General features: G+C 40.1%; 21 protein-coding genes. 13 read left to right on the top strand and 8 right to left on the bottom strand.

The annotated features are described in order from the left end of the window. On the bottom strand, window positions 1-802 hold an 802-nt coding region (locus FTU77_RS03330; protein ID WP_180054620.1), incomplete at its 3' end, for a thioredoxin family protein. Between the two features lie 284 nt (window positions 803-1,086). On the opposite strand from FTU77_RS03330, the gene FTU77_RS03325 reads away from it, so the two are divergent. Both FTU77_RS03325 and FTU77_RS03320 read left to right on the top strand, forming a co-directional pair. Beyond that, on the top strand, window positions 1,087-1,305 hold the full coding sequence (locus tag FTU77_RS03325) for a DUF1653 domain-containing protein (protein ID WP_168378866.1): 219 nt from the start codon (window positions 1,087-1,089) through the stop codon (window positions 1,303-1,305). 57 nt (window positions 1,306-1,362) lie between these two features. Further along, complete coding sequence (locus FTU77_RS03320) at window positions 1,363-1,956, top strand: O-methyltransferase (RefSeq protein ID WP_180054618.1); 594 nt, start codon at window positions 1,363-1,365, stop codon at window positions 1,954-1,956. Between the two features lie 85 nt (window positions 1,957-2,041). Here the strand turns inward: FTU77_RS03320 and FTU77_RS03315 are convergent, their stop codons facing one another. From FTU77_RS03315 to ahpC, 3 genes are all read right to left on the bottom strand, one after another. Then, entirely contained in the window at window positions 2,042-2,248 is a 207-nt protein-coding gene (locus tag FTU77_RS03315) for a KTSC domain-containing protein (RefSeq protein ID WP_078189026.1), read from the bottom strand. Between the two features lie 218 nt (window positions 2,249-2,466). After that, entirely contained in the window at window positions 2,467-2,943 is a 477-nt protein-coding gene (locus FTU77_RS03310; RefSeq protein WP_180034674.1) for a hypothetical protein, read from the bottom strand. A gap of 291 nt (window positions 2,944-3,234) precedes the next feature. After that, window positions 3,235-3,798, bottom strand: a complete 564-nt coding sequence (gene ahpC, locus FTU77_RS03305) for an alkyl hydroperoxide reductase subunit C (RefSeq protein ID WP_078193727.1) — start codon at window positions 3,796-3,798, stop codon at window positions 3,235-3,237. Window positions 3,799-4,311: 513 nt separating this feature from the next. Here ahpC and FTU77_RS03300 point away from each other — a divergent pair. From FTU77_RS03300 to FTU77_RS03255, 10 genes are all read left to right on the top strand, one after another. Further along, complete coding sequence (locus FTU77_RS03300) at window positions 4,312-8,262, top strand: DUF3418 domain-containing protein (RefSeq protein ID WP_180054616.1); 3,951 nt, start codon at window positions 4,312-4,314, stop codon at window positions 8,260-8,262. Window positions 8,263-8,292: 30 nt separating this feature from the next. Continuing rightward, window positions 8,293-9,408: a beta-ketoacyl-ACP synthase III gene (locus FTU77_RS03295; RefSeq protein WP_180054614.1), complete on the top strand. Its 1,116-nt coding sequence runs from the start codon at window positions 8,293-8,295 to the stop codon at window positions 9,406-9,408. An 11-nt stretch (window positions 9,409-9,419) separates the two neighbouring features. Beyond that, a complete protein-coding gene (locus FTU77_RS03290) occupies window positions 9,420-10,187 on the top strand; it encodes a 1-acyl-sn-glycerol-3-phosphate acyltransferase (protein WP_180054612.1) in 768 nt (255 codons plus the stop codon). Window positions 10,188-10,400: 213 nt separating this feature from the next. Continuing rightward, window positions 10,401-12,416, top strand: a complete 2,016-nt coding sequence (locus tag FTU77_RS03285; RefSeq protein WP_180054610.1) for a hypothetical protein — start codon at window positions 10,401-10,403, stop codon at window positions 12,414-12,416. Between the two features lie 96 nt (window positions 12,417-12,512). After that, window positions 12,513-14,228, top strand: a complete 1,716-nt coding sequence (locus FTU77_RS03280; RefSeq protein WP_180054608.1) for an AAA family ATPase — start codon at window positions 12,513-12,515, stop codon at window positions 14,226-14,228. A 148-nt stretch (window positions 14,229-14,376) separates the two neighbouring features. Then, window positions 14,377-15,363, top strand: coding sequence for an ion transporter (locus FTU77_RS03275; RefSeq protein WP_180007353.1), 987 nt, complete (start codon window positions 14,377-14,379; stop codon window positions 15,361-15,363). 181 nt (window positions 15,364-15,544) lie between these two features. Then, window positions 15,545-16,465, top strand: a complete 921-nt coding sequence (locus tag FTU77_RS03270) for a LysR family transcriptional regulator (RefSeq protein ID WP_078189020.1) — start codon at window positions 15,545-15,547, stop codon at window positions 16,463-16,465. Window positions 16,466-16,474: 9 nt separating this feature from the next. Then, window positions 16,475-16,801 (top strand): gamma-glutamylcyclotransferase family protein, encoded by a 327-nt coding sequence (locus FTU77_RS03265; protein WP_180054606.1) that lies wholly within the window; start codon window positions 16,475-16,477, stop codon window positions 16,799-16,801. A gap of 254 nt (window positions 16,802-17,055) precedes the next feature. After that, window positions 17,056-18,066, top strand: coding sequence for a sensor domain-containing diguanylate cyclase (locus FTU77_RS03260; RefSeq protein ID WP_180054604.1), 1,011 nt, complete (start codon window positions 17,056-17,058; stop codon window positions 18,064-18,066). Between the two features lie 309 nt (window positions 18,067-18,375). After that, window positions 18,376-19,551 (top strand): CynX/NimT family MFS transporter, encoded by a 1,176-nt coding sequence (locus tag FTU77_RS03255; RefSeq protein ID WP_180054602.1) that lies wholly within the window; start codon window positions 18,376-18,378, stop codon window positions 19,549-19,551. Between the two features lie 26 nt (window positions 19,552-19,577). Here the strand turns inward: FTU77_RS03255 and FTU77_RS03250 are convergent, their stop codons facing one another. Then, window positions 19,578-20,033: a DUF441 domain-containing protein gene (locus FTU77_RS03250; protein ID WP_180010292.1), complete on the bottom strand. Its 456-nt coding sequence runs from the start codon at window positions 20,031-20,033 to the stop codon at window positions 19,578-19,580. Window positions 20,034-20,184: 151 nt separating this feature from the next. On the opposite strand from FTU77_RS03250, the gene FTU77_RS03245 reads away from it, so the two are divergent. After that, window positions 20,185-20,904: a pseudouridine synthase gene (locus FTU77_RS03245; protein WP_180054600.1), complete on the top strand. Its 720-nt coding sequence runs from the start codon at window positions 20,185-20,187 to the stop codon at window positions 20,902-20,904. Between the two features lie 137 nt (window positions 20,905-21,041). Here FTU77_RS03245 and FTU77_RS03240 read toward each other — a convergent pair whose 3' ends face one another. From FTU77_RS03240 to FTU77_RS03230, 3 genes are all read right to left on the bottom strand, one after another. Then, window positions 21,042-21,485, bottom strand: a complete 444-nt coding sequence (locus FTU77_RS03240; RefSeq protein WP_168378877.1) for a GNAT family N-acetyltransferase — start codon at window positions 21,483-21,485, stop codon at window positions 21,042-21,044. Between the two features lie 98 nt (window positions 21,486-21,583). Further along, entirely contained in the window at window positions 21,584-21,931 is a 348-nt protein-coding gene (locus FTU77_RS03235) for a type II toxin-antitoxin system RelB/DinJ family antitoxin (RefSeq protein WP_078189014.1), read from the bottom strand. Between the two features lie 112 nt (window positions 21,932-22,043). Next, window positions 22,044-22,949, bottom strand: coding sequence for a pseudouridine synthase (locus FTU77_RS03230; RefSeq protein ID WP_180054598.1), 906 nt, complete (start codon window positions 22,947-22,949; stop codon window positions 22,044-22,046). Window positions 22,950-22,997: the final 48 nt, after the last annotated feature.

Below are 22,997 nucleotides of genomic sequence, written 5' to 3'. Positions count from 1 at the left end.
ACTTAGGACCTTGGGTCTTTTGAATCGACGTGAAGTTCTCGATGTCCATGGTATCCATGACCTGACCGCCCATGCGTTCAGCCACGATACCGGTTTTAATGCCTTTACGTGCTGCATAGATTGCAGAAGTATTCCCCGCAGGGCCGCCACCAATCACAAGAACATCAAAGGCTTCTTTGGCATTTAACTTTTCAGCATCTTTTGCGGCAGAGTTGGTGTCTAATTTAGCAATGATTTCTTCCAAGGTCATACGACCTTGACCGATGTGGTTGCCGTCTTGGAATACCATTGGTACAGCCATGATTTTGCGTTCTTCCACTTCGTCTTGGAAGAATGCACCATCAATCATGGTTGCAGTTGTACCCGGGTTGTAAATTGCGATCAAGTTAAGTGCTTGAACCACGTCAGGACAGTTATGGCAGCTTAAAGATACAAACACATCAAAGTCAGTTTTAAGACCTAGACCTTTAATGGTATTCAGTACTTCGTCAGAGACTTTCGGTGCATAACCAGAGGTTTGTAACAATGCCAAGATCAAAGACGTGAACTCGTGGCCCATAGGTAGACCTGCGAAGAATACGCGTGGAGTTTCACCTGCTTTTGCAATACCAAAGCTTGGCGCACGGCTGTTGTTACCGTCAAAACGTGCAGTCACTAAATCAGATAAGGCAGCAACTTCAGTTACCAATTCTTTAATTTTGTCTGATTTGTCAGTACCGTTTAAGGTCGCGACGATTTCAATCGGGCCTTCAAGGCGTTCAAGTAAGGTTTTTAATTGAGCAGAAGTATTTTGATCTAACATTGCTAACGTCTCCAGAGGAGTAAATTTATTTGATGAGAGAATGATAGAACAAACCATTAAATAGGTGAAACGGTTTGTTTTTATAAAATTAATCGGTTTTACAAATCAAATGATTAAATTTCTTTCTAAATCATAAGAATATACCGATGTGAATCCAGTCAATATTGGGCCACTATCGAGAAATACAAGTTAAATAGTGGAAAAATAAACGAATTCATCGCGCTTTAAGCAAGACAATGCTAGAGTCAACGCTATTGTATTGAGAATTTTTTTAGGGAAATGGCATGCAGGTCAAGCAAGGGATTTATCAGCATTATAAAGGTCAGTTGTATCAAGTCTTTCATGTTGCAACACATAGTGAAACGCGTGAAAAAGTTGTGGTCTATCAGTGCTTATATGACGACTATTCAATGTGGATTAGACCATTAGAGATGTTTATGGAAACCGTTGAAATTGATGGTGAAGTAATTCCACGTTTTAAGCTGATCCAAGAAACCCACTGAGCAGATATTTAGCCCTTCAATTTATAAATATGAATGAAATAGTAAAAGGACAGAATCATGAGCATGGATGCAAATTTTAAAAACTATATGCAACAACTCTATGCAGACTTTAGCGCTCACGATGCTGCGCAAAATCACCGACTTGCGCGTTACCGAAATATTGAGCCTGAATCTGCACTGTTTTTGGCTATGCAAATTCGCTTAAAACAAGCCAAACAGATCTTGGAAATTGGAACATCTACAGGTTATTCCACGCTGTGGTTAGGAGATGCTGCACAGTCTACACAAGGGCGGGTCGAAACCATTGAAATTGATGCAGCGCGTATCGAGCAAGCTAAACAACATGCGGCAAATTTAAGCTTAGCCGAATACATCGAATTCCATCATGGCGATGCACTGCATTTTTTACAGCAGTTAAATCAGCGTTATGACTTTATTTTATTAGATGCAGAACGTGATGCGTATATCGCGTATTGGCCATATTTAGCTGAATTGATACAAGCTCAAAGTGGCGTGTTAATCGTGGACAATGTGCTGTCACATGCCAATGAGGTCGCTGAATTTATCCAACGTGTTGAAGCGGATGATCGTTTTATCAGTACAACATTAAATGTGGGTGCAGGGCTTTTTATGGTGACTTGGCGCAACTAAAAATCAGGGCATTCAGCCCTGATTTGATCGAAAATATTTTTTAATTAATAAAATACTGTTGCTATAGCGCTAAGCTTGTAGCGGTTTAACCCTGTAGGCTTACTCGTGAAAAATGTAGATCATATTCTAAATATTTGTGGACAAATGCCGTTTTATCACTACATCGAAGTAAATTATCATAAATAAAAGGTGAAACTGGATAAAAGAGATCCCCAGAACCATTCGCATAAAAAATTTTTAAGTAACGTGAAGAAGAACTGTATTTCCAAGAAGTTACAACAGTTGTTGTCATAAGCCACCCCCTTATTGCGTTGTTATAGTCATACTGCAGTTAAAGGTTTATCTCATTTGAAATTAAGACAAATTTAGGGCGTGAAGTATTGCAGAATTGTTAAAAAATAATGTTTTATCTCACATTTTTTTCATTTCTTTATCAACTAATTTGATAAAAATAATGCCAGTTCAAAGAAATGCCATAAGCGTCATTCTCACTTGTTGGTGTCGGGGGAGTTAAAAACTACGGCATTGTTCTGATTTATTGCCTTTGACTTGGTTGTTGCTGCCATTAATTGAAAAAGCATTTTCAAGACAAATCAAATTACCTGCGATTTCATTATTATTTAGAACAATATTGCCGTTATTTTTCTTTAATTTCAGGTCGCCTGAAATTTGGTTATTGAGGAGTTGGATGTTTTTCCCTGTCGTAAAATCGACATTGCCACTGATATTGTTATGATTGGCAATGATCTTGGTAAAATTTTTATTAGACTCAATATTGCCTTTTATATGATTGTCATGCAGTTCAACACTAGCGCCATTTTCTAAAATAACATTGCCATGAACAATTAAACCTTCAAGCTGACAATTTTTTTTGACTTTAATATCTTCACGAATACTTTGGTTTTTAATTTCACCTTCGCAGTTCACGGCAGCAAAAGTCGTAAACGAACATAAAATTAAACTGATCGAGACGAAATATTTTTTCATGGGCTTACATCTTCCTGAAATAAGCAATTGACCTAAAATTCAAGTTAAAAATACTGAAATACCGACAAAGATGTAAGTCTAAACTATCAGGTATGAGGCGCATTTTTATTATATTTGTGTAAGTGCTAAGTTGATGAATATCTATAGATAGATGGAAAGTGCTAGGGCGTTATAGCTGTATGAATAAAGTGTGAACTGCGTAGGGTGTATAGAGGTACATACTCGCCAATAATAGGCATAAAAAAACCACGCTAAAAGCGTGGTTTTTGAATCAGTTCAATCTAATACAGATTAGATTTTACCAACTAGGTCGATTGAAGGAGCAAGAGTTGCGTCGCCTTCTTTCCATTTAGCTGGGCAAACTTCGCCTGGGTGAGCGTGTACGTATTGAGCTGCTTTAACTTTACGAAGAAGTTCTTGAGCATCACGACCGATACCACCAGCGTTGATTTCAACGATTTGGATTTTACCTTCTGGATCGATAACGAAAGTACCACGATCAGCAAGACCGTCAGCTTCGATTAATACGTCAAAGTTTTTAGCAAGAGTCCAGTTCGCATCACCAACCATTACGTATTGGATTTTTTTGATTTCTTCTGAAGAATCGTGCCAAGCTTTGTGAGTGAAATGAGTGTCAGTAGAAACTGAGTAGATTTCAACACCTAGTTTTTGGAATTCTGCATAGTTGTCAGCAAGGTCACCAAGTTCAGTTGGGCAAACGAAAGTGAAGTCAGCTGGGTAGAAGAATACAACAGACCATTTACCTTTAAGATCAGCTTCAGTTACTTCGATGAATTGACCATTTTGGAATGCTTGTGCTTTAAACGGTTTAACTTCAGTATTAATTAAGCTCATCATTGTCTCCATGATTGAGGTTTGTTTTTGATTTCCAATAGGGTACAGAAATTTTTCTTATTGCTGAAATAGTATTTTTACATAACTAATATCGGAAAATCCGAATTAATAGTGATTTACTCATTTCCCAATAGACCAGTATTTCATCTCATTTAACCGCAGTTGTGTGAGGATTAAATGACAGGAACTACTCTAAACGTCCTACACAGACATGAAGTCACACCCCTTAAAATTCAAGGGTAAAATTTAAAAAAAGTGATTTAAATTTTTCTATTGTTGATTTAATCCATCTTTAGGCATGCCGATTCGCTCATCAGCGAAGCATTTCTTTTGTTCAATTAGGCGGATGAAGGGGGATATGGCGAATTCATCCTATTTTCAGATTTGAGATCTAAACCGCACCACGCCAGTCGCGCCAGATAAATTCACTTCGGGTTTTCAATTGTTGCATTGGGAAATGCGATGAAACCGAGTAGAATATCGGGTTTCATGTAGTTGTAAGGCGTATTCTTGGTGGCGAAAGATTTAAATGTAGATCAGATGGTGATGGCTCGTGATGTTCACCGTTTAAATCGATTGCGTAAGGGAAAAGACGCCAACGAAAAGCAGCATAAAGAACTGTTTGAAAAGTCGAATGCGAAAGTCCGCGAACGGATTGCCCGCATCCCAAATATTAAATTAAATCAAGACTTACCTGTTACGCAGTATGCAGACAAACTGATCGATGCGATTCAAAAGCATCAAGTGATTATTGTGGCAGGTGAAACCGGTTCGGGTAAAACCACGCAGTTACCGCAAATTGCCATGCTTGCAGGTCGTGGTTTAACGGGTTTGATTGGACATACGCAACCTCGTCGACTGGCCGCACGTAGCGTTTCGCAGCGTATTGCCGAAGAAGTGGGCGAAAAGCTGGGGGAGTCGATCTCCTTTAAAGTTCGTTTCAATGAACAAGGTTCACAAGATTCAATCGTTCGTTTGATGACCGACGGTATTTTATTGGCTGAACTGGCCAATGACCGATTCTTAAATAAATACGACACGATTATTATCGATGAAGCGCATGAACGTTCGCTAAATATCGACTTCATCATGGGCTATCTCAAACAGCTCTTGCCACGTCGTAAAGATCTCAAAGTTATCATTACCTCCGCGACATTAGACGTAAATCGCTTCTCTAATTACTTCAATGGGGCACCTATTTTTGAAGTCGAAGGTCGAAGCTTCCCTGTAGAATTGCGTTATCGTCCGATTTCAGAGCTGAGTATTGTCGGCAGTGATGATGATGAATTTGACGATTTTGAAGAAAATTTACCTCGTGCCGTGGTTTCAGCTGTAGAAGAATGTTTTCAAGATGCGCAGGAAAAAGGTCATCCTGAACATGCCGACATTTTGATTTTTGCCAGCACTGAACAAGAAATTCGTGAGTTACAGGAAACACTGCAAAAGTTTGGGCCAAGACATACCGAAGTTTTGCCATTATATGCTCGATTGGCTTTGGCAGAACAGCAAAAGATCTTTAATCCATCAGGCGGTGGGCGACGTATTATTATTGCCACCAACGTGGCAGAAACGGCTTTAACCGTACCGAATATTCGCTACGTAATTGATAGTGGCTTTGCACGGATATCCCGTTATAACTATCGCTCACGTGTACAGCGTCTACCGATTGAGGCTGTATCACAGGCGGCAGCAAATCAGCGTAAAGGTCGTTGTGGTCGTATCGCGCCGGGTGTGTGTATTCGACTATATTCAGAAGAAGACTTTATGAGTCGTCCTGAATTTACCGAGCCTGAGATTAAACGAACCAACTTGGCCTCGGTTATTTTGCAAATGCAAAGTTTGGGCTTTGGTGAATTAGAAGACTTTGATTTTATTGAGCCGCCAGATCATCGTTTGGTGAATGATGGTCGTAAGCTTTTGATTGAGCTTGGGGCGATGGTTGAGAAAGGGAAAGCCCCTCTTTCGCAAAGAGGGGTTGGGGGAGATTCTATTGAAAGTAATCCCCCTAAATCCCCCTTTACAAAAGGGGGACTTCCTCCGGCGAAGGGTGGTGGTTTAACCAAAATTGGTCAGCAAATGGCGAAAATGCCAATCGACCCGCGTCTTGCACGGATGATTTTGGGCGGAGCGCATTTTGGCGTATTAAATGAAGTCTTGATTATTGTCGCTGCTTTGGCAGTACAAGATCCACGTGAACGTCCTGCGGATAAACAAATGCAGGCCGATCAGAAACATGCTTTGTTCCGTGAAGCTGACTCAGATTTCTTGTTCTATATCAAGTTATGGGAAGCTTTAGTCGCCAACCGTGACATGAGTGAAAATAAGCGTCGTACATTTGCACGCAACCATTTCCTGAGTTGGTTACGCCTCCGTGAGTGGAAAAAAACCCATGAGCAATTGGTGGATTTGGCTCAGGGTTTAAAACTGTCCTTTAATGAAAAGAAAGCCAATTATGAAAATCTGCACCGTGCGCTATTAACGGGTTTACTTTCATTTATTGCCAATAAAACCGATGAACGTAACGTGTTCATGGCGGTGCGTCAGCAAAAGGCACGTATTTTCCCTGCATCAACCTTGCATAAAACCAATACACCTTGGGTCATGGCTTTTGAGATGGTTGAAACCTCTCAGGTTTATATTCGAACGTTGGCGAAAATTGAACCTGAATGGATTTTATTGGCCGCAGGCGATTTGTTGAAACATCATTATTTTGAACCTCATTGGTCAAAAAAATCTGGTGTAGTCAATGCCTATGATCAAATTTCTTTGTTTGGTTTGATTATTGAGCCACGTCGTCAGATTAATTATGAAAAAGTAGATCATCCGGCGGCGCATGAAATTTTCCTACGCGATGCATTGACGACGGGACATTTGGGTATTACGCCACCGTTCTTAAAACACAATTTATTAAAACTCGAAGAAGTTGAGCGTGTTGAAGATAAACTGCGTCGTCGTGATTTGGTGGTGGATGAAGAAACCATTTACCAGTTTTATGCTGTTAAAGTGCCTGAAGAGGTGGCAAGCCGTCGTAGTTTTGAAGACTGGCGTGCAACGGTAGAACCACAAAATCCGCGTTATTTATTTATCGATGATGATTCGCTTTGGATGAATGACCGTCCAACGACCCAGCAATTTCCAGACTATCTACGTAATGGTGAACTGCGTTTGGCTGCAAGTTATCGTTTTGACCCAAGTCATGATGAAGATGGTGCAACGGTCAAAATTCCAGTTCAAGCTTTGCCGCAAGTGGATGAAAATATTTGGTCATGGGGTATACCTGGTTGGCGACAAGACCTGATTGAAGCTTTACTTAAAGCACTGCCAAAAGATAAGCGCCGTCATTTGGTGCCGATACCAGATACAGCGCGTAAATTGATGGATCGTGTCGATGCCGTGCATTTGCGCGAGCATATTTTTAGTTTCTTGGCGTTCCAACTGCGTGGTGAGCAAATCACAGACAAAGACTTTTCTTGGGAACGTGTTGAGCAATATCTGCTGCCTTTAATCAAAGTCATTGATGAAAAAGGCCGTGTGATTGAGCAAGGTCGTGATCTAGATGAACTCAAAGCACGCTGTCGTACGGAAACTCACAGCCCAGTTAAGCAGTTAAAAGGTGAGTTTAAAACCTTCCCTGATAATTTTGTGTTCGAAGCATCACAAAAAGTCACGGGTGTGGTGGTGAAACAATACCAAGCGCTTGTTCCAGTCAAAGGCTTTGCAGAGTTGGATGCCAAAGACGAATCGGGTGTGGTGATTCAGACCTTCAATGACCAATTTGAAGCAGTTAAACAACACCGCGAAGGGATCATTCGTTTGGTTCATATGCAGCTGGGGGACTTAGTTCGTCAGTTGAAAAAACAGATTTCTAAACCCTTGGCATTGGCTTATTCACCGCTAGGTGACAAAGCCAAACTAGAGCAAATGTTAGTTTATGCCACACTTCAGCTTGCAATAAATGAGCTACCTGTCAATGTGCAGGAGTACCAAAACCTGATTTTAAATGTAAAGAAATCTTTCTTAACCCATGGGCAACAAGCATTAGCCGTTTTAACTGAAACCTATATTCAATGGCAGGATATACGTCGGAAATTGTTGGTTTTAGATGATTCTGTGTTTGGAAAGAACATTGATGACATTGAAGATCAACTCGATTTGATGCAACTTTCAGATTTTGTTTATGGCAAAACTTCCGATGTGTGGCTCGAATTTCCAAGATATTTGAAGGCATTAGTCTTGCGTTTAGACCGCTTGCCAAATAACCTACAAAGGGACAATTCTGCCATTGATCAAGTTGACCCATGGATGGAAAAATTATTTAAGTTTAAAAATGACACTCGCCTTAAAGAATTGTATTTCATGGTTGAGGAGTTACGCATCTCTATTTTCTCTCAACCAATGAAGACCAAGATGCCAATTTCTCCATCCCGCTTGCAAAAAGTATGGGATAAGCTCGGAATCAGTTAAGATATAGGTAATTTCTAAAAGGAGTTTTACATGGGCATCCGCATTACGGGTACAGGTCTTTATCATCCAGAAGACGTAATTACTAACGAAGAGTTAGTTGAAGCTTTAAATGCTTATGTGGAACAGTACAACAGTGATAATGCTGAAAAAATTGAAGCCGGTGAGCTAGAAGCGCGCCGTGGTTCAAGTGCAGAATTTATCGAAAAAGCATCTGGCGTAAAAGCACGTTATGTTGCTGAAAAAAGCGGTATTTTAGATCCAAAACGTTTACGTCCAGTATTGCATGAGCGTTCAAATGATGAATTGTCTATTCAAGCGGAATGGGGCGTAGCTGCTGCAAAGCAAGCGATGGGAAATGCGGGTGTGACTGCTGAAGACATCGATGTTGTGATTTTGTCTTGTTCAAATATTCAACGTGCTTATCCTGCTGTAGCGATTGAGATCCAAACTGCATTGGGTATTCAGGGCTATGCATATGACATGAACGTTGCATGTTCAGCTGCAACTTTTGGTATCAAACAAGCCTATGACGCGATCAAATCAGGCGCTCGTCGCGTGTTATTGGTGAACGTTGAGATCACATCTGGTCATACGGATTTCCGCATGCGTGACTGCCACTTCATCTTTGGTGACGTTGCAACGGCTTCGATCATTGAAGAAACTGAAACCAAAGCTGGTTTTGAAGTGTTGGATATTGACCTGTTTACACAGTTCTCAAACAACATTCGTAACAACTTTGGTTACTTAAATATGAGTGAAGTCGATGCTGACATCGACAACAACCGTTTCCGTCAAGACGGTCGTAAAGTATTTAAAGAAGTGTGTCCATTAGTGGCGAAAATGATCACTAAGCAATTGGATGACAACAAAATTGCGGCAACAGATGTAAAACGCTTCTGGTTACACCAAGCTAATGCCAGCATGAATGAATTGATTCTGAAACTGGTTGTGGGTAAAGAACATGCTCAGCCAGACCTTGTGCCAATCATTCTTGATGAATTTGCCAATACTTCATCAGCAGGTGTCATTATTGCTTTGCACCGTACAGCAAATGAAGTAAACCATGGCGAATACGGTGTGCTTTGCTCATTTGGTGCAGGCTACTCAGTAGGTTCTGTACTTGTTCAAAAACATGATGCCGCCTAAGGTCGGCACATTTGCAGGTTGAACATGATGCAAAATGGATAAAGCGTTTAAGCGCTTTATCCCGCATGTATTTCACGCCAACATTTTTAGGCGCTGAATACATCGATGCATCTAAACCTGCAATGTATGTAGGGAATCACACAATTTACGGTGTACTCGATTCACCGGTGATTATTGATTATCTCTACAATGAACATAAAGTGGCTGTGGTCAGTATTGCTGATCATAGCCATTTTTATTTGCCCGGTTGGCGTGGCATGGTCAAAAAGTTCGGTGCAGTCCAAGGTATTCAAGACTATGTCAGAACAGTGATGCAACAAGGTTATTCCATTTTAGTTTTTCCCGGTGGTGGTCGAGAGGTTTTGAAGCGAAAAGGCGAAGCCTATCAACTGATCTGGAAGCAACGTTATGGCTTTTTAAAACTGGCGCAAGAATTTAATTATGACATCGTGCCTTTTGCTGCTTTAGGTGGGGATGAAGTCTTTGAACTGGGTTTTGATGCCAGTGTGATTGTTGAACATCGTTGGTTTAAACAACTATTAAAAATACAAAAGCTCGATAAATTATTACGTCATGGTGATGTGATTCCGTCTTTACCCAAACGTATTATTCCTAAGCGCATTCCGTTCTATTTTCAATTTTTACCTCGTCAAAGTTTGAGTCATATTCAGAGTGTGGAGGATTTAAAGCTCTATCGAGAGGCTCTACAACAAGATATTTACACTGCGATAGAACAGCTTAAAAAAATCCGTGCAGAACAACATTCTACAGATCAATAATAGTGACTACTCTGAAACTTTATCTATTTTTTATCCGTCACAGCTCAAAATCATGGTGAATTTTGTCACAACAATAGCCTTTAGATTATTTTATTTAACGCCTTCGTATTGACCTTTTGTACAGCTATCTGGCCGATTAATGGCAGTAGTCGGAGCATTAAACTTTGACTATAGTGAAGGTTGAAAAATAATCAACGATCGTTAGGGCGGAAGATGGAACAGAACAGCTTGACCCCGCAGCTTGAGCATATTGCTCGGCAACTTATTCGAATATCACCAAGTTTAAAGCAGTTGTATCAAGAGCAAATGGAGTTTGCTACGGCACTCAATTCACAAAATATATTTAAAATTGAACAAGAGCAGCACCGCATTCAACTGTGTAATGGACTGTGGACCTTACAGCTACAAAGTCGTGAATCGATTGGCTATCAGTTTCCTAGAAGTCCATTTAGACCCATCAAAATTGCTGAATTGCATACGACAGTGCCATGTATTGAAGTAGTAGAAGATTTCTTATTTCATGAATTGTATTTTTTTACTGGCGACCTAAAGCCGCAACATTCACTCTTGCTCAGAGAAAAAGCACAGCAATTTAGACAATTGATCTTACAGTCGATTTTTCAACATCTAAATGGGTCAGCGCGTGTTCAACAGTTTTTAGCACAGATGACAGCAGTTGAAGCGCAAATTTTTGATCAGTTGATGCAAGAGCAGCAGATTTATCAGACACCGCTATTACAAACGTATATCGAATGCCAAATCTGTCTACCCCATTGGTTGATGCAAAAGATTGAGCAGATGTTTGCGCTCAATTCACTTGCGGAAGCTGAAATATTGCCGATACAGCTCTTGATGGATAGTTTGGACGAGATTTGTTTTGCTACAGCACAATTTTTAGATCCAACGATTTACCGGATCATGAGTTTGAGTTATGAAGATCGGTTCAATTTACAAGAATTAAATGAACATATAGAAGATATTATTTTGTTGCTCGACCATGCATATGAGCGTCCCAATTTGTTGGGTTTTATTCGTTTGATGCATCGGGATGTTTGGGCAGAGCAGGACATATTAAGCCATAGCAATTTTGTGCAAGCCACAGCTATTTGGCAAAAAAAATGTGGAAAACTCCCTTTACTCGACAACAACCGTGCAGTGCGATGGATGTTCAAGCAGTCAGCCAAAGTGTTGGATTGGCTGAGTCGTAATTTTCAACACAGTAATGTACGAGTGGCTGTGACGGCATTAAGTTTTGTCGATACGCAGCATATTCATCCCGCATTGATTCTTGCAACCCTACAACATTTTCAATTTGTTGCAGCGCGCTTATTTATTCAAAATTGCCATACGATTGCGCATGAACATGATTGGTTTAATCATGAAAAAAATCTACAGTTTGTTTTACAGCGAAAATATCAGCAGCATGATGACCATCGTGTAGTGATCAGCCCATCGATTTTGTATTTAGATGAGTGGTTGATCTTAATGCGACAGGTGTTAGGCACAGAGGATCAGGCCATAAAAAAAGTTTATTTGCCTTTGAGCCGTATTATGCAGGCCTATCTGCAACATTTAGTACGTTGTACGCAGCATTTACCACAGGCTTTGATGGATTATATCCGTCCAGAAACTCAAGAAAATCGCCAGTTTTTAAGTATGTTACGACAACATAAAATTCAACTGCAGGATTTTCGAAATTTATTTTATTTAAAACATGCCAATTTAAGAGTATCTGTATTTGATGCATATGTGCGTGACTATGTTAGTGCGACTTATTCTACAGGTCATACAGTCCCTAAAAATATTACCTGGAATGGGGTCTTTCATCAGGCGGTGCATTGGCATGCTAAGCAACAAAAGCAAGAAGTGTTAACTCAATTAAAGCGTCAATTTTCGACAACGGTTTGGCAGCCGGTTACAACTGAAGACAAAATATATTTTCAAGATTGGGTCTTTGAAGAATTAAAAACCATCGATCGAATTATTGATGAATCTATTCACTTTCGACATTGTTTAGCGTCAAGTTATAGCGCCAGTATCATTGCAAGAGTATATGTAGCTTTTCATATGTACCATCCCATTTTGCATGTATCGATGACTTTGGGCTGTCATGTGCAAAACCACATTTTGGTTTTTGATCAACTTGAGTATTCAAATAATACCCAAGCAGAAATAGAAAAAGTAAATATCGCCAAAGAATTTTTAAATAGGTTCAATAGCTTAAAGTAAGATTGGCGAAATACGGATTTAGGAAACTGTGTTGTGCGCTTAACTTTTGAGTCAAAAATCGTTAGGCTATAGCCGTTCTTTTACGGTATAGGTCTTATGAAACAAGAAACTGCACTCAAGCTGCTCAAAGCAGGAGAAAATGTGTTTTTAACAGGTTCGGCTGGTGCAGGTAAAACTTATACTTTAAATCAATACATTAATTATCTGAAAGCGCGCAAAGTGCCGGTGGCAATTACGGCTTCTACAGGGATTGCTGCAACCCATATGAATGGCATGACAATTCATACATGGGCAGGGATTGGGATTAAAGATGCGATTTCCGAAGATGAGTTAAAGCGCTTAAAAGAACGTAAATATTTAAAAGAGCATTTGGAAAATGCCCAAGTTTTAATTATCGATGAAATTTCGATGTTGCATGCCAAGCAATTAAACTTGGTCAATAAAGTTTTAAAATTTTTTAAAGACAGTGAAGATGCTTTTGGGGGGATTCAAGTCATTGTTGCAGGTGACTTCTTCCAGTTACCCCCTGTGGGACGCAAAGGTGAATTAAACCGTGACAAGTTTTGCTTTATGTCTGAGGCATGGGTAGAAGCGAAGTTTCGCGTGTGTTATTTGACCGAACAACATCGTCAGGGTAATGACTATCTCAATGATATTCTAAATGCGATTCGTGCTCAGCAAATTACGGGCGATCATTTGCATGCTTTAAGGCGGACAAGTTCACAAAATATAGGTGAAACCTTTACGCGCTTGTATACCCATAATATGGATGTAGATAGTATTAACTATAAACATCTAAATGAAATTGAGCAAGAATCTCGCCAGTTTGATGCCCAATGTGATGGTAATGATAAACTGATCGAAACCTTAAAATCTTCAGTGCGTGCGCCGGAAACTTTGACTTTAAAGAAAAATGCCAAAGTGATGTTTGTAAAAAACAACTTCGATGTGGGTTATATCAATGGCAGCCTCGGTGAAGTGATAGGTTTTGAAGAAGATGATGAATATGGCATCTTGCCTAAAGTAAAACTCACTGACGGCACGACCTTGGTGGTCGAGCCTGAAACATGGTCTGTCGATAATGATGATGGTAAAACCATTGCCAGTTTCCAACAAATTCCACTGCGATTGGCCTGGGCAATCACCATTCATAAATCTCAAGGGATGACCCTTGCAGCGGCTGAAATTAACTTAACGCATACTTTTGAGAAAGGTCAGGGTTATGTGGCATTGTCGCGTTTAAAAACATTAGATGGTCTGCGTTTACTTGGTTTTAATGAACAAGCCTTAGAACTCGACAGTTTGGCGATTAAAGCCGATCGACGTTTTCAGGAGCTCTCTGACGAAGCGGAAACCAATTTTGCAGAGGCTGATTTAACCGTACAACATAAAGCCTTTATTCGTCATTGTGGTGGAACGCTGAATGAAGTGGAAATCGAGCGCAATGAAAAGAAAATAGCCAAAACTGGTGCAAAACAAAGCTTTGCCACAGCGACTTTAGATCAAACTCGGGAGTTGTTTGAGGAAGGTTATGAAATTCAGGATATTGCTGTGGAGCGTGGTTTAACACCAGCTACGATTATTAACCATTTGGCTCGTCTGCAAAAAGAGCAAGGTTTAGATATCTCGGTGGCACATCCGGGAGAAGACGTGGTTGAGCAGGTGCGTAAAATCTATAAACGTTTGGCGAAACGACAAGACCCAGCACATTATAATGATGATGGCACGGTTAAGTTGCGTCCAATTGTGGAGTTAACCAGTCCACGCATGGGATATGACCAAGTTCGTTTGGCTTTATTATTTGTGGAATAATGGATATATGGTGCATACGAAAAATACTGATGAATAAAGTGTGGTTAATATCGTTCAATAGATTTAACAGTAGACTGTCTAAAGGATTCGTATTTTTCCTAAGCGATGGTTTACACTGTAGCAAGTTAATTTGCTAACGATTTGAATTATGACTTTTAGTGCATGGTATTCACTGCGTAAATTTGTCTATAACAATTTACATAATGATGATTATGAAACTAAATTTAGTCATTTTCTCAACTATGCTTTGATATTGCTGATTTTAGGTAATGCTGCTGCGGTTTTACTCGAATCGGTCAATGATATTTATTTGTCTTATCAAGTTTACTTTGATTTTTTTGAAAATTTTTCAATCATTGTATTTAGTGTTGAATACGTATTGAGGCTTTGGTCGATTGCAGATAAAGACCCATTTTACTCCGCTTGGCGTAATCGTTTGAATTGGGTAAAAAGTGGTGGCGCAATTATTGATTTATTGGCAATTTTACCTGCATATCTAAATTTCTTTGTCCATTTTGATTTGCGTTTTTTACGTATTTTACGATTACTGCGTTTATTAAAATTAACTCGATATTTTGTGTCGTTGCAAATTTTGTTACGTGTCATTGAACGTGAAAAAGGTTCATTTCAAGCTGTTGTTTTTATTTTATTTATTATGATTATTATGGCCGCAGCTGGGGTGTATTTAGTTGAGAGTAAAGCACAGCCAGAGGTCTTTAGTTCTATTCCTGCGTCCATGTGGTGGGCTGTTGTTACTTTAACGACGGTCGGTTATGGCGATGTAACACCGATAACCCCTGTTGGGCGGATATTAGGTGCAATGATTACGATATTAGGGGTTGGCTTGGCAGCATTGCCAGCAGGTATTTTAGCCAATGGTTTGGCACATGAATTGGAGCAACGCAAACAACAATTAGAACTCAGTTTTCGTGAGTTGATTCAAAATCGTGAAATTGATTTTGTACTTGAGCCTGAAAAAATCGAAGAAATCCGAAAAACAGTGGGTTTAACCCGTGAGCAAACACAGGATATTATTTGGCAATTGTTACGTGAGCAAAAAGAGGAATCATTAAAGCAGGAGCGTGAGCAGTATGCATATTGCCCGCATTGTGGAAAAAAATTACCTGATTTGTAATGTGAAAAAAACACATTAGCTAAAGATGATTCAGTAAAACTTGATGAAGTATATTCATGTGAATAAAAAATAGTTAAATAAAATTTATGATGAATATGATTCATAAATATCATGATATGATAAATATAATTTAAAAATACTGATTTTCAGCTCATTCAGTATGTCGTTTGTGGAACTCATTATGTTGGAATTACGCCATCTCAAAACATTATTGGCACTCAGAGAACATGGTTCTTTGGTCGCTGCATCTAATGATCTGTGTTTAACGCCTTCTGCGCTTTCACATCAGTTGAAAGAGCTTGATCATTGGTATGGGGTAGAGGTGGTGAACCGACGGACACGTCCTGTGACCTTTTCGAATGTTGGGCAACGTTTACTACGCCTTGCTGATGATATTTTGCCGCAAGTTCAAATTGCGCAATCGGACATTACACGTATTGTGCATGGTCAAACCGGCCGAATTATTTTTTCTTCTGAATGTCATAGTTGTTTTGATTGGCTGATGCCGTTATTGAATGTCTACCGTCAGCAATACCCTGATGTAGATTTGGACTTTGCTTCTGGCTTTGAAGCCAATCCGCATGAACTATTACAAACAGGCGAGTTTGATCTTCTGATTACGGCAGACCCAATCAATTTAAAAGGTGTGGAATATTTCCCAATCTTTGAATATGAGTCTCGTTTGGTATTGTCCAATACACATCCATTGGTTCGTGCGACAAATGTGACTGTTCAAGAATTAGCAGAAGAAACGCTGATTACCTATCCGGTCGATAAACATCGTTTAGATATCATGGCAAAATTATTTTTACCGGCCAATATTCAGCCTAAACACGTTCGTACTACAGATTTGACCCAGATGCTGATTCAGTTGGTTGCAAGTGGTCGTGGTATTGCGGCATTACCAGATTGGGTGGTAAATGAATATGAACAAAAAGGTTGGGTGACCTCTCGACGTTTAGATTGTGTTTCACCTGAAGGTTTAAGACGGACCTTGTACGCAGGCTATCGTACCGAAGAGGCTGAAAAAAGCTATTTTGAAGGCTTCCTAAAACAGTTGGCGAAATTCTCACAAAAGCGCAATCAATATTATTCCAACTAAGGAGGATCTATGACACAGAGTCTTTTTGTATACGGGACATTACGTCTAGGTCAGCCCAATGCTCACGTGATGGATCGCATTGGTGGCGAGTGGAAGAAAGGTGTGGTGTGGGGTGAATTAGAACATAAAGGCTGGGGTGCGGCGATGGGCAGTCCGGGCATTCGTTTATCGAAGGCAGGTCATGCGATTGAAGGCTATGTTTTTATCTCTGAAAACTTAGCCGCACATTGGGCGGCTTTAGATGAATTTGAAGGGGCTGAATATCAACGTGTGGCTGTCGATGTGCAACTGGAAGGCGGAGAATGGATGCAGAGTGAAATTTACGCCTTGAAATAATATCCAGGGGGAGAGTCGGAAAATACGTGGGTCATCCAAACATCATGACTTTCACCAACCTTCGATATGTGTATCGATGATTCTGCATGCTCTGTTGTTTCCTTGAGTGCATTTTCTTTCGAAGAGCAGTATTTGAAAGAGTTGTATCTAAAGTGCTTGAATGCACAGAAATCACTTTAAGATTGCTATACAAGTGGATGAATAATTTTTAGAATTCAGCTGTATCTCACATTGAACCCTGTTTGAACTCAATCATGCCCAATTCTATAGAACCATCACCAACTCAACTCATGTCTGTGATTCAAACGCAGACAGCTATTGCCAAACTGGGTTTAGATCTAAATGCAGTGATGACCGTGGTCGCAGAACAGGCGCAGCAGATTACACACGCTAAAGGTGCAGTTGTAGAGTTGGCTGAAGATGGTGATATGGTCTATCGTGCAGTGTCTGGCGGGGCGAGCCATTTACTGGGTTTAAGACTTCATATTGAAAATAGTTTATCGGGTCTATGTATAGCGCAAAAACAAACACTGTATTGCCAAGATTCGGAAACAGATGCACGGGTAGATCGCGTGGCATGTCGACGTGTCGGATTGCGTTCGATGGCTGTGGTGCCATTGATTCACTGTGATGAAGGTGTTGGTGTTTTAAAGATTTACTCTGACCAAGTCGATGCTTTTCAGGAAGCCGATTTACATATATTGAGTTTGATGTCGGAGTTGATCGCTGCGGCGATGTACCATGCGACACGTTTCGGTGCGACAGAGCTATATAAATTGGCGACTCAAGATAGCTTAACAGGTTTAGCTAATCGGGCTTTGTTTGTCGACTTTTTGCGCCAAGGGATAGAAAAAGCACGTGCGCAGAAAAAAGTGCTAGGTATCTTGATGATTGATATGGATGGTCTGAAGCCGATTAATGATCAGTTTGGACATCGCATTGGGGATGCTGCACTGAAAGAAATTGCACAGCGCATTTTGCGTGAAACACGTCAAGATGACTTGGTTGCACGCTTGGGTGGTGATGAATTTGCTGTGATTTTAACCAATATTGCCAACTTAGAGCGTGCGCAAACGGCGATGAATCGAATCGCAGAAAGTTGCGGACTACCGTTTGCATTCGAGCAAATGAGCTTGAAAATTGGTGCCAGTATTGGCATGGCTTTATTTCCAGAGGATGCCGAATCCATCGATCAATTGGTCGAAATGGCAGACTTGAAAATGTACGCCAATAAGCGTGAACGGAAACAAATCAATCCTGAATAACTCACTGCCTAAATATCTTACTGCTTAAATAATTCACTCATAGTTATGCAGGTAAATTCGTTCACTACCTTCATATTATCTAAAGTATCGCAAAACGTTTTGATGAAAACTTGTCCTGTCTCAAACAAATGCGGATGAAATGACTAAGTATCATTGTTTAATTTAAATCAAAGTGCGCTTGGCATGTGACGGTGCAAGATGATTAAATAATTGAAAAATCATCTAAGGTCATTTGTTTTTTGACTCAAAATAATATTTTGAATTGTTAAGCTGTGCACTATTGCATGGCGAAAAGAGCATGACAATTCAATGAAAGGGATGTCAAAAGATTTATTCATTATTGCGGCAGGTTTTATTGCTGCAATGCATATCGGGAAACTACCGCCCGCAATACCTGTATTACAACAGCAACTCGGCATTAGCTTTATTCAGTCTGGTTTATTGCTCTCACTAGTACAGGGTGCAGGAATGTGCTTTGCATTGTTGATTGGTAGTTATATCCAAAAAATTGGATTTAAACTGTGTATCTTATTGGGCTTAAGTCTATTGACGATAGCAAGTGCATGGGGGAGCTTTGCACAAAGCTTTGATGTCTTGTTGCTACTGCGTGTCATAGAAGGATTTGGCTTCTTATTGGTGACACTCACAGGGCCTGCATTTATCCGTCAGCTTGTACCACTACAGCACATCAGCGCAAAGATGGGGCTGTGGAGTGCTTATATGGGCGGAGGTATGGGCATAGCCTTATTGGTTGCGCCATTTCTAATTGCTCAATATGGTTGGAGTGTGGTTTGGCTCAGTTTCGCTATGATTACTGCAGCATTACTACTCTGTATCGCTATGTTTATTCCTCAGCCTAATGTGGCGCTGAATACAACACCTATTATTGGTCTCATTCGGGATACTCTGAAACATCCAGCAGCATGGCTTTTGGCGCTCATTTTTGGGACATATGCAGGGCAATGGTTTGCTTTGGTGGGTTTCTTACCGATGATTTATGCACAAAACCAAATTTCAGCTGAATTGGCAGGCGCTTTAACAGCCAGTGTTGCCGTTGCGAATGCAGTGGGCACATGGGGGTGTGGACTGCTATTACAGCGTGGTTTTCAAGCTAAAACTTTAGTCCAACTGGGTTTTGCAGTTTTGATCATTTGCTCCTTAGGGTTTTATCTCTTTAAAGATGCGTTACCGTTTTTATTGCAATATTTAACGGTGTTTAGTTTTTCGCTTTTTGGAGGCTTGGTTGCTGCAACGGTCTTTGCACAAGCACTGCATTTTGCACCTTATCCTGCGGCAATTAGTACAACGATCGGCATGATTTTACAATGTTCTGCCATTTCCCAATTTGTTCTGCCTCCGTTGATTGCCACCGTAGTTTCACAGACTGGAGCGTGGTTTTGGGCGGGGATCTTGATGTCAGCGTTGTCATTCGTTGGAATCATGCTTAGTCGACGTTTATTTCAAATGCAGCATGGCTCAATTTAAAATTTTATTTTATGTAAGTAACAGCCTTATTGCTTAATCCCAATCAGTAGCGACAAGATGCCTGCTGCAATGAGTGGGCCGACGGGTACACCACGCAGCATCGCAACACCTGCGACTGTCCCAATCAATAGTCCGGCAACCACATCAGGCTGATTGGACATCAGTTTGACACCGCGACCGCCTAACCATGCGACAAAGACGCCAATGGCGATTGCGACGAGGGATTTCCAACTTAAAAAGGATTTTAAAATTGAATCGCCGGGTATTTTTCCGCTAGCGATCGGCGTGAGTACGCCAATGGTTAAAATAATAATGCCAATGTTTAAGCCATATTGTTGCAGATAGGGGAAAAATTCACTTAAAGGCGTGATGCGGAAAATAATCAAGACACCTGCTGCTATGGTGATCGCTGTATTGTGGCTAAAGATGCCACAAGCCAATAACACCAATAACACGATCAGATTTAAATCCAACTGAGACATAGGATATTCGTGAGAAACTTCAATAAATAATTAATAGTGTAGCGCAGAAACATTAAAAACTGGCGTTCAAGATTATTTCCACTATTTTTCCTGCAAGTTGGCTCGTGGTTCAGTATAAAATAGCAATATATGGTGTTTATTAGGTTGTTCTATGTTTTTGGAAAAAATGCTGCAATCACAAGGTTTTGGTTCGCGTAAATATTGCCAACAGTTGATTAAAAATGGTGCGGTCGAAATACACGGTGAGATTGTAGATAATCCAAAGCAAAAACTGGACTTGAATGATTTAACTTACAGTGTGCATGGTCAGGACTATGTCTATCGTGAGCATATCTATATTGCGTTAAATAAACCCCAAGGTTATGAATGTTCGCATCAGGCAACCCATCATTTTAGTGTTTTTGAATTATTTGATGATGTGCTGTTAAATCGTGGTTTGCAATGCGTCGGGCGACTGGATCAAGACACCACTGGACTGTTGCTGCTCACGGATGATGGTCAATATCTGCAAGCACTGACACACCCTAAAAAGCATGTTGCCAAAGTGTATTCGATGCATACCGCAGATCCTGTGACGCCTGAGCAAATGCAACAATTGCAACAAGGCGTGGAGCTGCGAAACGAAAAAGGCATTTTCGCTGCAACCGATGTGCAGCTATTGGCTTCACAGCAATTACAAATGACTGTCCATCAAGGGGTATATCATCAAGTGAAGCGGATGTTGGCGGCTGTGGGCAATAAAGTTGAAACTTTACATCGTGCTCAAATAGGACAATTAAAGCTTGAAGATATTGCTGAAGGTGAATGGATCTATTTGAATGCAGTGCAAATTGAACAATCGAAATTTCGTGAAAATCTAAATCCACAGTAATAGGTACAGGGCTTTGATACTTCATTATTCAAAGGATGAATGTGCGGTATTAAAGCCCCTAAATATGTCTGCTAATTATTGATTTAAAGATGCGTTTCTAATATGCGTTGATTGTGTATTTAACGTCGAGCAAGGCATTAACGAATAAAGTAATGATAGGTTTGAAATTCATCATCTTTAATGAAGCCCATCGATTCATAGAGCTGATGCGAGTGATAGTTATTTTTTTGAGTTTCGAGGCTGATTCGAAGCGCACCTTCATGTTGTGCAAAGAGAACAGCGGTATCGATCAATTGTTTGGCTGAACCCTGACGACGATATACAGGGCTGACATAGACATCATCTAAAATATAGTAGGTTGAACAAGCCACAGATGAAAAGCCCAAATATAGTAAGATAAACCCAGTAATCACATCATCTTTTAAGCAAATAAAAATTACGCTTTCATTATTTTCAAAACGTTGTCTTAGAAATTTATATGAAATATCAAGATTAGAAGAGGTGCCATAAAATTGGCGATATTCATCAAATAAAACAGCAAGTGGATGAAGGTCTGCTTCTGTTGCGCGTCGAACGATCATTTTTTTCTATACTCCCTGCTATTTTTATCAGTCTTGCATGAAGCATATCGAATTTTCGAAATTGGTTGATTTATAAATTGTTTATAAATGCGACAGTGTTAAGTTTTGTCACCTTCACCCAAAATTGCATTGAGCTCTTCAAACAAGTCGAGATGATCATCATCTAATAATGGATCATTATTTAAAATTTCTAATTCCGCAGGGCTAATTTCAGTGGTTGAAATGGCTTGAGCTTCTTGTTGTTTTAATTTACGTAACTTAATCAATTGTTCAATATTGATATTTTGGTTTTCAATAGAGAAGGGGATCGATTTGGTTAAAACAACTTGTTTAAAGAATAGACGTACAGCCTGTGCAGGTGTAATGCCTAATTGCTTAAACACGGCAAAGGCCTGTTTCTTTTCCTGTGAATCGAGGCGGATTTGGTAGACTTCAGTTTTTCTCATATTCTTAGAAAGCTTTAAAATACTTAACTTTTCGCATTTATTCTAATCAAAACTGTTATAAATTCAAGAAAGTTTGGCAGTATTTTATCAATTTAATGTAATGACAATAGATTTACAGTGTCAATTCATAGGCAGAACTGAATTGAAAAGCCTGCTCTGTCACAGGATCGATAAACTCAAGATGTTTCGCAAGTAGTTGTAAAGGTTGGCTGAAATCATCCTCTGCCTTATGTTGCACTACAGGATAAAAGGGGTCGTTTTGAATTGGAATGCCCAAAGCATTTAAATGCACACGGAGTTGGTGCTGCTTGCCGGTATGTGGCTTTAATTCATACTTGGCATGGTTTCCATGCTGCTGGATCAGCTGAATGAAGGTTTCGCTGTTAGGTTCACCATCTACTATTTGCATTGTATAAAAAGGTTGACCTTTTTCCATGCGATAGCGAGTTGTCATTGGGAAATTTAATTCATCTCGATAAGCTGCAATGGCATGATAGGTTTTTTGAACTTGCCGCTTGGCAAACATCTGTTGATATAGCCCACGGCTTTCGACACATTTGGAAAACAGCACCACGCCGGCAGTTTCACGGTCTAAACGATGAATCGGCGTTAGCTGTTCAAGCTGCGTTTGCTTTTTGAGTCGAACCAATAAGGTTTCTTGTACATACTGACCGGTTGGACTCATGGTGAGAAAATGTGGTTTATCGGCCACAATGAAATGATCATTTTCAAATAAAATCTGATGTTCAAAAGGAACATGGATTTCATGCGCTAAGAATCGATAATAATAAACATGACGATTGGCTTCAAAAGGACTGTCTAGTGTTAAAACGTCACCATTTGCGGCATAGACCAATCCATCTTTAAATCGTTGTTGCCACTCTGCTGCTAGGATATGAGGAAATTGCTCACACAAATATCCATAGACGGTAGAGGCATGTGTGTGTTGACCGTCAAGGAAGACTTTGCTGGCACTGACACCATTGATCATCGGGGGGGTAAATTCAAAACTGTGCATGAAGAAAGATCTAAAAACTGAGCAAATAAAGCAGAGAACACATCATGA

Origin of the sequence: Acinetobacter sp. YH12142, assembly GCF_013418435.1 — a bacterium.
Lineage (GTDB): Bacteria > Pseudomonadota > Gammaproteobacteria > Pseudomonadales > Moraxellaceae > Acinetobacter > Acinetobacter amyesii.
Note: the sequence above shows the minus strand (reverse complement) of the source record. Positions and strands in the feature narration are given on the sequence as shown.